Source organism: Pseudomonas sp. 2024-210, from assembly GCF_045062345.1.
Classification (GTDB): Bacteria; Pseudomonadota; Gammaproteobacteria; order Pseudomonadales; family Pseudomonadaceae; genus Aquipseudomonas.
In genome coordinates this window covers 329,548-341,481 of record NZ_JBJGEJ010000004.1, presented here as the reverse complement: position 1 = coordinate 341,481, position 11,934 = coordinate 329,548, and the positions used below count along the sequence as shown (strand labels likewise).

General features: G+C 56.6%; 10 protein-coding genes. 1 reads left to right on the top strand and 9 read right to left on the bottom strand.

Features of this window, described 5'->3' with window-relative positions:
- Positions 1–23 precede the first annotated feature (23 nt).
- The 9 genes from ACI7MX_RS08455 to leuC all read right to left on the bottom strand — a co-directional run bounded on the left by ACI7MX_RS08455 (position 24) and on the right by leuC (position 10,888).
- Positions 24–647 carry a phosphoribosylanthranilate isomerase gene (locus ACI7MX_RS08455; RefSeq protein ID WP_314487293.1) on the bottom strand — a complete coding sequence of 208 codons (624 nt, stop codon included), beginning with the start codon at positions 645–647 and terminating at the stop codon, positions 24–26.
- 63 nt (positions 648–710) lie between these two features.
- Entirely contained in the window at positions 711–1,535 is an 825-nt protein-coding gene (gene truA / locus ACI7MX_RS08450; protein ID WP_405590489.1) for a tRNA pseudouridine(38-40) synthase TruA, read from the bottom strand.
- A 185-nt stretch (positions 1,536–1,720) separates the two neighbouring features.
- The gene (locus ACI7MX_RS08445) at positions 1,721–4,081 is read right to left on the bottom strand and encodes a FimV/HubP family polar landmark protein (protein ID WP_405590385.1); all 2,361 of its coding nucleotides are present in this window, start codon (positions 4,079–4,081) and stop codon (positions 1,721–1,723) included.
- A gap of 141 nt (positions 4,082–4,222) precedes the next feature.
- On the bottom strand, positions 4,223–5,233 hold the full coding sequence (locus ACI7MX_RS08440) for an aspartate-semialdehyde dehydrogenase (protein ID WP_405590388.1): 1,011 nt from the start codon (positions 5,231–5,233) through the stop codon (positions 4,223–4,225).
- A 334-nt stretch (positions 5,234–5,567) separates the two neighbouring features.
- Positions 5,568–6,680 (bottom strand): aspartate-semialdehyde dehydrogenase, encoded by a 1,113-nt coding sequence (asd, locus tag ACI7MX_RS08435; RefSeq protein ID WP_314487284.1) that lies wholly within the window; start codon positions 6,678–6,680, stop codon positions 5,568–5,570.
- 68 nt (positions 6,681–6,748) lie between these two features.
- Complete coding sequence (gene leuB, locus ACI7MX_RS08430; protein WP_405590392.1) at positions 6,749–7,831, bottom strand: 3-isopropylmalate dehydrogenase; 1,083 nt, start codon at positions 7,829–7,831, stop codon at positions 6,749–6,751.
- 56 nt (positions 7,832–7,887) lie between these two features.
- Positions 7,888–8,655 (bottom strand): class I SAM-dependent methyltransferase, encoded by a 768-nt coding sequence (locus ACI7MX_RS08425; RefSeq protein WP_405590395.1) that lies wholly within the window; start codon positions 8,653–8,655, stop codon positions 7,888–7,890.
- Between the two features lie 159 nt (positions 8,656–8,814).
- Positions 8,815–9,459 (bottom strand): 3-isopropylmalate dehydratase small subunit, encoded by a 645-nt coding sequence (leuD, locus tag ACI7MX_RS08420; protein ID WP_405590398.1) that lies wholly within the window; start codon positions 9,457–9,459, stop codon positions 8,815–8,817.
- A 10-nt stretch (positions 9,460–9,469) separates the two neighbouring features.
- The gene (leuC, locus tag ACI7MX_RS08415) at positions 9,470–10,888 is read right to left on the bottom strand and encodes a 3-isopropylmalate dehydratase large subunit (RefSeq protein ID WP_314487274.1); all 1,419 of its coding nucleotides are present in this window, start codon (positions 10,886–10,888) and stop codon (positions 9,470–9,472) included.
- 133 nt (positions 10,889–11,021) lie between these two features.
- On the opposite strand from leuC, the gene ACI7MX_RS08410 reads away from it, so the two are divergent.
- Positions 11,022–11,915, top strand: coding sequence for a LysR family transcriptional regulator (locus ACI7MX_RS08410; RefSeq protein WP_314487271.1), 894 nt, complete (start codon positions 11,022–11,024; stop codon positions 11,913–11,915).
- The last annotated feature ends 19 nt before the right edge of the window (positions 11,916–11,934 follow it).

Sequence of the window (11,934 nt, the reverse complement as noted above, 5' to 3'; positions counted from 1 at the left end):
ACTGCCAACCGTCACATAACGCATCAGTTTGTTGCGCGCACGTTATGCATGAAGGCACGAATCTTGTCGTGATCCTTGATGCCCTTGCTCTTTTCCACCCCGCCACTGACATCCACGGCATAAGGTCGCACCTGAGCAATAGCCTGTGCGACGTTGTCGACGGTCAAGCCGCCCGCCAGGATGATGGGCCGGGATAAATCCTGCGGTATCAAAGACCAGTCAAACGCCTGACCAGTTCCCCCCGGCACGCCTTCGACATACGCATCGAGGAGTATACCGCTGGCACTTGCATAGGTTTTGCAAGCACCGGCGATGTCGTCGCCCGCCTTTACCCGCAGGGCTTTGATGTAAGGACGGTGATAGCCTTCGCATTGCTCAGGGGTTTCATCGCCGTGGAACTGCAACAGGTCCAGAGGTACGGCATCAAGTGTTTCGTTCAGCTCACAAGCACTTGCGTTAACGAACAACCCGACCGTTGTGACGAAAGGCGGCAGCGCCGCAATGATGGCCCGTGCTTGCACTGCGGTCACAGCCCGCGGGCTTTTTGCGTAAAACACAAAGCCGATGGCGTCAGCACCGGCTGCAACTGCAGCCAGTGCATCTTCTATGCGGGTAATACCGCAGATCTTGCTGCGAACAACGGACATCTCGATAACACCCCGACATTTGAGCGCGAAAGTCCCGGATGGTAACAAATGCTTATCCGGGCGTCAGCCGCCGAGTTCGGTAAAACCCGTTAAGAAATGTGGGCCAATGTAACGCTCTGGCAACTGGAACTCGTCCCGATACTCAACCTGAACCAGATACAGGCCATAGGGGTGCGCCGTTACGCCCCCAGAACGACGAGCGCGGCTTTCAAGAACCTCTTTCATCCACTCAACCGGCCGCTCGCCTGAACCGATGGTCATCAATACCCCGGCAATGTTGCGCACCATGTGATGCAAGAAGGCACTGGCGCGGATATCCAGCACAATCATTCGCCCATGACGGGTGACCCGCAGATGATGCATCTCCTTGATCGGCGACTTGGCTTGGCATTGTCCAGCGCGGAAGGCGCTAAAGTCATGAACGCCCAGCAAATACTGGGCGGCCTCAGCCATGCGATCAACATCCAAAGGGCGATGATTCCAGGTCACTTCCTGATTCAAATGTGCCGGGCGGATCTGATCGTTGTAAATCACATACCGATAACGGCGAGCGATGGCCTTGAAGCGCGCATGAAATTCCGCCGGCATGACTTTGGCCCACGTCACACTGATGTCATGGGGCAAGTTGATATTGGCGCCCATGACCCACGCTTTGAGGGAGCGCTCGGCCTGAGTATCAAAATGCACCACTTGCCCACAGGCGTGCACACCAGCGTCGGTACGGCCCGCGCACATCAAAGACACTGGCGATGCGGCAACTTTTGATAACGCGCTCTCAAGGGTTTCCTGAACGGTCAACACACCATTGGCCTGGCGCTGCCAGCCGCTGTAGCGCGAGCCTTTGTATTCCACGCCCAGCGCGATGCGGTAAAAGCCCTCGGGGGCCATTTCGGCTACTGGGTTATCTATATTTGCCAAGGGGTGACAGCCTACTGATCAACGCAAAGTCGGCCATTATAAGGCGACACCGGCCAGACGCCATGAAACAAATGATGAGCGCGCGACAAATCCGGATGCCACAGACAACAACGGCAGCCATAAAGGCTGCCGCTGGCGTTTAAGGACTCAGACCATCAGACCAGTCGAGACAACATCTCGAGGGCTTCAGCCTGTTGCTCAGGGTTACCTTCAGCAATCACCTCCGCCAGAATATCCCGTGCCCCTTCATCATCACCCATGTCAATGTAAGCCTCAGCCAAATCCAGCTTGGTCGCGGTTTCATCCGAACCGGACAAGAAATCCGGTTCGGGGTCATCAGCAAATGCCGACTCAAGCGAGGGTTGCTCCAGGCTTTGCGACAAGCGCTGCAACTCCGCGTTGACCTTGTCCAGCTCAATGGAAAAGCTGTCGGGCTCAGCTTCAGCCTCTCCGCCCTCCGGCGCCAACGACAGATCGAAATCAGCCGGCAAGCTTAAATCTAGATCTGGCTGTTCATCACCCGCTACTTGAGCCTCAGCTTGCTGCTTGAGCACGTCCTCAAAGCTTTGCTCACTGCCTGGCACTGGCTGATCCAGTGGTTGTGCAGGCAACAGTTCGGCGGGGGATGCGGTTTCCAGCTCATCAAGGCTCAGGTCGAAGTCGTGATCAAACTCAGGCTCGAGCGCCCTGTCATCACGCAGCATTTCATCAACGAACTGCTCTTCAAGTTGCGCGGCAACTGCAGCCGTAGCGATCCCAGTAGCTGCCGCCGCCAACATGGCCGGATAACGCGCTTTGAGTTGTTCGACTTCAGCATGATTCTTGCCGTTGGCGACCAACTGACGCTCTTGAGCAATAAAAGCCTCACGTTCGCCCTGCTCGCCGTAGATCTGCATCAGCTTGAGACGCAAGTCACTGCGTTGAGGCTCTTTTTCGATTGCACTTTTGAGCAGCGCTACGGCCTCATCCAGCTGTTGCTGTGCAATCAGCCGCTCTGCCTGAGCCAGCACATCACCAGGTTTGGCCAATGACAAAGCGCCAATGACGGGAGGGATATCAGCAGCTGGAGCTGGAGCTTCTTCGAGCGTAGGGCTTGGGGGTGGCACTTCAAGCCCGGCAAAGTTACTTTCTGGCAGGTCCAGATCAGACGCAAAATGCGCATCATCTTCCAGCTCCCGTGCCATGCGCTCGTGCCGTTGCGCCGCTTGCAAGGCTTTGCGGCGACGAGCCAGCAGCAGTAACAGCAATAACAGCAAAACAGCTGCACCACCTGCCAAGCCCATCAGCATTGGACTGCCAAGCAGACCCTGAAGACTGCGCTCACCCGCTGAGGCAGGATGCTCGCCCTGCGTGGGTGCAGGCGGCACAGCGGTGGCGGGTGAACCTTCTTGCGCGGGCTCGATATCCGCCTCTGGGGCATCTACAGCTTGTGCGGCCAACTGAGCCGGGATCGCAGTAGCAGGGTCGCCAGAAGCTGCGCCGCCGGCCTCCAGCTTGGCCAGTTGATCATTTTTCAACTCGATCAAGCGTTGCAGCTTGTCCAGTTGGCTTTGCAAATCGTTCATCCGGCTTTGCAGCTCGGTATTTTCACGACGGCTTGAATCCAAACCTTCCTGAGCCATCGCTAGCTGTGCAGCGATATTCCCGGCGTCCCCAGCTGCGCCATTACCATTACCATTACCATTGGCTGGCTGCGCCGCCACCAGGCTCAGGTTGTCATTGCCAGCAGCCCTGGCCGGGCGAACGGCTTCAACCGGCTGACGTCGTGTTGCATCCAGCTGCTGGGGCAATGGCACCGTACGGCGACCATTACGCCAATCAGCGTTCTGTGAAGCCACTTCACCGAGCGCTTTGGCCTGCGGCAACTGAACACTCTGCGAGGCGTCAGGCAGACGCAACACTTGCCCGGTTTTCAGACGATTGATATTGCCATTGATAAACGCATCAGGGTTTAGCGCCTGAATGGCCAGCATCGTCTGTTGAACCGAGCCACCATTGGCCGCCTTTGCCGCGATTTCCCACAAGGTGTCGCGAGGCGTTGTGGTGTACTGCCCAGGCGCGCCAGCAGTGGCGGCCGCAATCGGAGCCGAGGCAGCCGCAGCGGTTTGTGGCGAAAACTTAGCAGGATCGAGCATGACGCTGTAGTCACGAAGCAAGCGACCGCTTGGCCACATGACTTGCACCAGAAATTTTACAAAGGGTTCGGACAGCGGCTGACTGGACGTAACGCGTAGCACGCTCTTGCCTTCGGCATTGATCACCGGGGTAAAACGCAACTCATCCAAAAAAGCCGGACGTGGCACGCCTGCCTTGTTGAACTCGTCCGCAGGGGCCAGGCTCGGCACCACTTCTGCGGCTGTAAGATCCTTGACATCCAGCAACTCGATTTCAGCCAGCAGAGGCTGGTTCTGAGTCGATTTCAGAGTCAGCTCTCCGAGCCCAAGCGCCTGCGCCATACCGGATGACAGCGCTGAAGCGGCAGCTATTGCTAACACTAATTTGCGAACCTGAAGCATCGCTCTTCCTTATTGGTACAGATCTCGTCCTGCGAGATCCGAATAGCTACTGCCCGAAGATAGTGCCCAAGACTTGCGCCTTAAGACACATGGCCCCAGAGCGGCTCTTGAACCCTGCTGGAAATTGACGCCAAGTATCTTTTACGGCAAGTCTTTTATCAACAACTCAGCCAGTTGCACGGCATTCAAGGCAGCGCCTTTACGTACGTTATCTGATGCTATCCAAAGATTAAGTTCAGAAGTATCGTCCACACCGTGGCGAACTCGGCCTACATAGACCACGTCCTGGCCAACAGCATCCCCTACCGCCGTCGGGTAGTCGCCTGCGTCAACCAACTCAAGACCGTCGGCGGCCTCAAGCGCTGCATTAACAGCATCCAAATCGACTGGCTCGGCCATTTGCACCGACACACTAAAGCTATCGCCAAAAAACACCGGAGCTTGAATGCACGTCACTGACACTTTGAGTGTCGGCAAATCCAATATTTCACGCAGTTGTGTGACCAGACGTTTTTCCAGCGGAACATGGCCTTGTTCATCTGGTGTACCGACTTGTGCAAGCAAGTTGAAGGCCATCTGACGATCAAAGAAATTTGATTCAAGCGGATGCAGGTTCAGCAGCGCCGTGGTTTGACGCGCTAACTCGGAAACGGCCTCGCGCCCTTGAGCGGAAACGGCCAGACACGCCGTCACAGTGACGCGCTGAAAATCGTGTAAACCGCGCAACGGCGCAAGTGCCACAGCCAGGGCGGTCGCCGACGGGCTTGGACTGCTGACTTGTACAGGCTTGGGCAAACCGGCCAGGACCTGCGCATTAGCCTCGGGCACCACTTGCGGCGCCTGCAAGGCAGGCAAAACGCCCGACAAATCAATCACCGCACACCCAGCAGCCGATGCTTTGGCCGCGTAGCTGGAGGTCACCGCTGGCCCGGCGGCAAAGAAAACCACCTGAACGTTGCTGAAGTCGAACACATCCACTTCACGCACTCTGACGTTTTTGCCACGAAATGGCACCGAGCTTCCGGCGGACTCGATGCTGGCCAGCAGGTGCAAGTCGGCTACAGGAAAATTGCGCTCTTCAAGAATTTGCACAATGGTTTCGCCAACAGTGCCGGTGGCGCCGACGACGGCGATATCAAAGGTCTGGTTCATGGATCTGCCTCAGGCGAAACGTGGGGAGGCGCACTTTAACTGCCCGGGGTGAGCCAGGCAATTAAAGCAAGGTGCAGGAAGACGCTAGCAAGCTTATGTCTGCTCAGCTGCCGCAAGTTGCGTTGCACGGTGGGTATTGCCATAAAAATGCTCGTTAATGGTGATCAGCCGTGGGTTTGATCAGGCATTTACGCGCGGACGCTGCAAGTGACATGTGTTGAAGGGATATAACAGTCATGACACGACCGGGACAACAGGTGTAGCGATGCATCAACACCCACAAAAAAACCGTGCTTCTTTGCAGAAAACACGGTTTTTGTAGTGCATCAGCGAATCAACGCTCCAGCAGAATCCGCAGCATGCGGCGCAACGGCTCAGCCGCGCCCCACAACAACTGGTCGCCCACGGTGAAAGCACCGAGGAACTGCGAACCCATGTTCAGCTTGCGCAGTCGGCCAACCGGTACGTTCAGGGTGCCCGTCACTTTGGTCGGACTCAGCTCTTGCATGCTGATGTCACGATGGTTTGGCACCAGCTTGACCCAAGGGTTGTGCTGGCTGATCAGGCCTTCGATGTCCGCGATTGGCACATCTTTGTTCAGCTTGATGGTCAGTGCCTGGCTGTGGCAGCGCATCGCACCGATACGCACGCAGATACCGTCCACCGGAACCGGGTTTTTGAACCGGCCCAGAATCTTGTTGGTCTCAGCTTGCGCTTTCCACTCTTCGCGGCTTTGACCGTTTGGCAGCTCTTTGTCGATCCACGGGATCAAGCTGCCGGCCAATGGCACGCCAAAGTTTTCAGTCGGATACGCTTCGCTGCGCATGGCGTCGGCCACACGACGGTCAATATCCAGAATTGCGCTGGCCGGATCAGCCAGTTGATCGGCAACAGCGGCGTGAGTCGCGCCCATTTGCTTGATCAGTTCGCGCATGTTCTGCGCGCCGGCGCCCGAGGCCGCCTGATACGTCATCGCGCTCATCCACTCCACCAGACCGGCTTCGAACAGACCGCCAAGGCCCATCAACATCAGACTGACCGTGCAGTTACCACCGATATAGTTCTTGGTGCCCGCATCCAGTTGATGGTCAATAACCTTGCGGTTGACCGGATCCAGAATGATGACCGCATCATCCTGCATGCGCAGGCTCGATGCTGCATCAATCCAGTAACCTTGCCAGCCTGCCTCACGCAGCTTGGGGAACACCTCATTGGTGTAGTCGCCGCCCTGGCAGGTCAGGATCACATCGAGGGTTTTCAACTCTTCAATGTTGTAAGCGTCCTTGAGCGGAGCAATATCCTTGCCCACGGACGGACCTTGTCCACCGACATTGGAAGTGGTGAAAAACACCGGCTCAATAAGATCGAAATCCTGCTCTTCCAGCATCCGCTGCATGAGCACGGAACCAACCATACCGCGCCAACCGACCAGACCTACACGCTTCATCGCAACGACACCTTTAACAAAAAGTGGGGTCGTTACTTCCACCAACAGGAAGTAACGGGCCCGAGAGATTACAGATTCTGTAGCGCCGCGACTACTGCGTCACCCATTTCCTGTGTTCCAACCTTGGTGCAACCCGCCGACCAGATATCGCCGGTGCGCAGTCCCTGGTCCAAAACCAGGCTTACGGCCTTCTCGATGGCGTCAGCGGCAGCCTGCTGATTGAAGCTGTAACGCAGCATCATCGAGACCGACAAAATGGTCGCCAGCGGGTTGGCAATGCCCTGCCCTGCGATGTCCGGCGCCGAGCCGTGGCAAGGTTCGTACATGCCTTTGTTGTGGGCATCCAGCGATGCCGACGGCAGCATGCCAATCGAGCCGGTCAGCATTGAAGCCTCATCAGACAGGATGTCGCCGAACAAGTTGTCAGTGACGATCACGTCGAACTGCTTGGGTGCACGCACCAGTTGCATGGCCGCGTTGTCGACGTACATGTGGCTCAGTTCAACGTCCGGGTAGTCCTTGGCCACTTGCTCAACCACTTCACGCCACAGTTGGCTGGAGGCCAATACGTTGGCTTTGTCTACCGAACACAGCTTTTTGCCCCGCACACGGGCCATATCAAAACCGACACGGGCAATGCGGCGAATTTCGCTTTCGCTGTAAGGCAGCGTGTCATAAGCCTGACGCTCGCCGTTTTCCAGCTCACGGGTGCCGCGTGGCGCGCCGAAATAGATGCCACCGGTCAATTCACGAACAATCAGAATATCCAGCCCCGAAACGATTTCCGGCTTAAGGCTCGATGCGTCCGCCAGTTGCGGATAAAGGATGGCCGGACGCAAGTTGCCGAACAGCCCCAATTGCGCACGGATTTTCAGCAGACCCCGTTCAGGGCGAATATCACGCTCGATGGTGTCCCACTTGGGGCCACCCACTGCACCCAACAATACTGCGTCGGCGGCACGAGCACGCTCCAGCGTTTCATCAGCCAGCGGCACGCCGTGCTTGTCGATGGCCGCACCGCCAATGACGTCATGAGTCATCTCGAAGTTCAGGTTGAACTTGTCGTTGGCCAACGCCAGCACCTTGACCGCTTCGGTCATGATTTCCGGACCGATGCCATCGCCTGGGAGAATCAGAATCTGCTTGCTCATGAGTTCCTCTTTTTTGTCGGTTGATGCCCCCGCAGGCGCATCTTTAATAGTCGGAATTACTTCTCGGCCCACAGCACCAGCACATCGGTACTGAACGAGCCATCGGCGGCAATTTCAAAGTACTCGCGCACTTCGTTGCCCATGGACTGTTGCAGCTCGCGAATGGCGGCGCTCATGACCGGCGGCGTACGCATACGCTCGATCCAGGAAGCGAACTCTAAACGCAAACGCTGACGCCGTGTGCTGCGCACCTGCAAACCTGCCTCATTGATCTGGTGCAACCACTCGCCTGCTGAATAGTCACGCACATGACTGGTATCACGCAGCACTTCGACACTTTGCAAATAGGTGTCGAACAATGGATTGCCCGGCGACATGACATCGATAAAGGCCGCCACCCCGCCCGGTTTGAGCACCCGACGCACTTCACGCAGCGCCAGCCCCAAATCGCTCCAATGGTGTGCCGAGTAACGGCTGAACACGTAATCAAACTCGCCATCGGCAAACGGCAAGCGTTCTGCCGCCCCGCAGACGGTGCTGATATTGGCCAGCCCCCGATCAATACCCGCCGCGCTCACCACATCAAGCATTTGCTGCGACAGGTCGTAAGCCACCACCTCTTTTACCAGTGCTGCCACATGAAAACTGACATGACCTGCACCGCAGCCCAAATCCAGCACCCGCGCCTGTGACTTGCCGGCCAACTCGGCCTTTAGCAGGCCGAATTCAGTGCCTTGTGCGTGCACGGAGCTGCTCAAATAGGCCGAAGCCTGTTCACCGAACTGTTTTTGTACAACCTGGCTGTGAGGGGCGGTTCTGGTCATGACAACTTCCTTTCAAGGTAACGCCAAACCTGTAGCAGTTGCCGCAGGCTAAGTCCGGTTGCGCAGCAATCGTAAAGCCTGAAAAACGCATGCTCTGACTTCACGATGACTGCGTCGCCTTACGCAGCTTGCGGCAGTTGCTACGAAGATCTAATGCAATCAAGCGTCGCGAAACAACCACGGCTGGCTCGCCCGGTGCTTGCTTTCAAATGCAGCAATCGAATCAGCGTCCTGCAAGGTCAGGCCAATATCGTCAAGGCCATTGAGCAGGCAATGCTTACGGAATGCATCGATTTCAAAACTCAGCACCTTGCCGTCAGGGCGAGTGACCGTTTGCGCCTCAAGGTCGATCGTGAGCTGGTAACCCGGCTCGGCTTCAACCTGAGCAAACAAGTCCTCCACTTCGGCGTCGCTCAAAATGATCGGCAACAACCCGTTTTTGAAACTGTTGTTGAAAAAGATGTCGGCGTAGCTCGGCGCGATAATGCTGCGAAAGCCGTACTCTTCCAACGCCCACGGCGCGTGCTCACGGCTGGAGCCGCAGCCGAAGTTTTCACGGGCCAGCAACACACTGGCACCCTGATAACGCTCGGCATTGAGCACAAAATCTTTGTTTAACGGGCGCTTGGAATTGTCCTGATACGGTTGCCCGACATCCAGATAACGCCACTCGTCAAACAAGTTGGGGCCGAAGCCGGTGCGTTTGATCGATTTCAAAAACTGCTTGGGAATGATCTGATCGGTGTCGACGTTGGCGCGATCCAAAGGTGCGACAAGCCCGGTGTGCTGGGTAAAAGCTTTCATGTTGCGCTCCTCAGATCAATTCGCGAACGTCGATAAAACGACCGTTAACAGCAGCGGCGGCGGCCATGGCCGGGCTCACCAAATGTGTACGACCACCGGCACCCTGACGGCCTTCGAAGTTGCGGTTGGAGGTCGATGCGCAATGCTCGCCCGACTCCAGGCGGTCGGGGTTCATCGCCAGGCACATCGAGCAACCCGGTTCACGCCATTCGAAACCGGCCTCAATGAAAATTTTGTCCAGACCTTCCGATTCCGCTTGAGCCTTAACCAGCCCTGAACCCGGCACTACAATCGCCTGTTTAATGGTGGACGCTACTTTGCGGCCCTTGGCAATCACCGCAGCTGCACGCAAATCCTCAATCCGCGAATTGGTGCATGAGCCGATAAACACCCGATCGAGCTGGATGTCGGTGATCGCTTGATTAGCGTTCAGGCCCATGTATTTCAAGGCGCGCTCGATGGAGCCACGCTTGACCAGATCCGTTTCCTGCGCCGGGTCGGGCACGTTTTGATCAACGGCCAACACCATTTCTGGTGACGTGCCCCAGCTGACTTGTGGCTTGATCTGCGTAGCATCCAGCTCGACCACCGTGTCAAACGTTGCATCAGCGTCGGAGACAAGGTCTTTCCACGCCTCGACTGCCAAATCCCACTCAGCGCCTTTGGGCGAGAAAGGACGCCCTTTGACGTAATCCACCGTCTTCTGGTCCGCAGCCACCAGGCCAACGCGGGCACCGGCTTCAATGGACATGTTGCAGATGGTCATGCGGCCCTCAACCGACAGGTCACGAATCGCGCTGCCGGCGAACTCGATGGCATGGCCATTGCCGCCCGCCGTGCCGATTTTGCCAATGACGGCCAACACGATGTCTTTGGCGGTCACGCCGAACGGCAACTGACCTTCAACCAAAACCAGCATGTTTTTCATTTTTTGGGCGACCAGGCACTGCGTGGCCAGCACGTGCTCGACTTCGGAAGTGCCAATACCGTGGGCCAAGGCGCCGAACGCACCGTGGGTCGAGGTATGGGAGTCGCCACAGACAACGGTCATGCCGGGCAAGGTCGCGCCCTGCTCCGGGCCGATCACGTGAACGATTCCTTGACGCACGTCATTCATCTTGAATTCAGTGATGCCATATTCGTCACAGTTATCGTCCAGGGTCTGCACCTGTAAGCGCGAAACCTGGTCGGCAATCGCTTCGATCCCGCCTTTACGCTCTGGCGTGGTCGGTACGTTATGGTCCGGGGTGGCGATGTTGGCATCGATACGCCAAGGCTTGCGCTTGGCCAGACGCAAGCCTTCAAAAGCTTGCGGCGAGGTCACTTCATGGATGATGTGACGGTCGATGTAGATCAGCGCCGAGCCATCGTCGCGCTGCTTGACCAAATGCGAATCCCAGAGCTTGTCGTAGAGCGTTTTGCCGGCCATCAGACGGTTTCCTCATCAGCTACTTTTCTGCGCCAATAACCACTTGGCTTGTGAGGTCGATCCTATGGCGTTACAGTGAATAACTCAAATTCATAATTTTCATGCTTTGGATAACCAATAGGAATTCGAACAGATGGATCTCGCGAATCTCAATGCATTTATTGCCATTGCTGAAACCGGAAGCTTTTCCGGGGCAGCCGAGCGGCTGTTTCTGACTCAGCCCGCCATCAGCAAACGCATTGCCAGCATTGAGCAGCAACTCAAACTCCGGTTGTTCGATCGCCTGGGCCGTGAAGTCAGCTTGACCGAAGCAGGACGGGCCTTATTGCCGCGTGCCTATCAGATTCTCAATGTGCTGGATGACACCCGCAGGGCCTTGAATAACCTCAATGGCGAAGTCAGTGGGCGATTGACCTTGGCCACCAGTCATCACATCGGGTTGCACCGCCTGCCGCCCTTGCTGCGCGAGTTCACGCGTCTCTATCCGAAAGTCGCGCTGGATATTCAGTTTCTCGATTCAGAAGTGGCCTACGAAGAAATTCTTCATGGCCGCGCTGAGTTGGCCGTGATCACCTTGGCACCTGAACCCCACTCGCTGATTCGCGCCGTATCGGTGTGGGATGATCCGCTGGACTTTGTGGTCGCCCCCGAGCACTCTCTTACCCGTCAACCGGTGGTCAACATGGCTGACATTGCGCATCATCCAGCGGTGTTTCCGGGGGGTAATACGTTTACCCACCATATTGTGCAGCGCCTGTTTGAAGCACAGGGGCTGACACCGAACATCGCCATGAGTACTAACTATCTGGAAACTATCAAGATGATGGTGTCCATTGGTCTGGCTTGGAGCGTGCTGCCACGCACCATGCTGGACGAGCAAGTTGCCTCGATCCGTTTGCCGGGTATTCAATTGACCCGACAACTGGGCTACATCGTACATACCGAAAGAACGCTGTCGAATGCCGCTCATGCGTTCATGACATTACTCGATGGTCAGGTCTCAACCCCTTGCAACGAGCTGTCCTGAATCCGCCACCTGGTTTCGA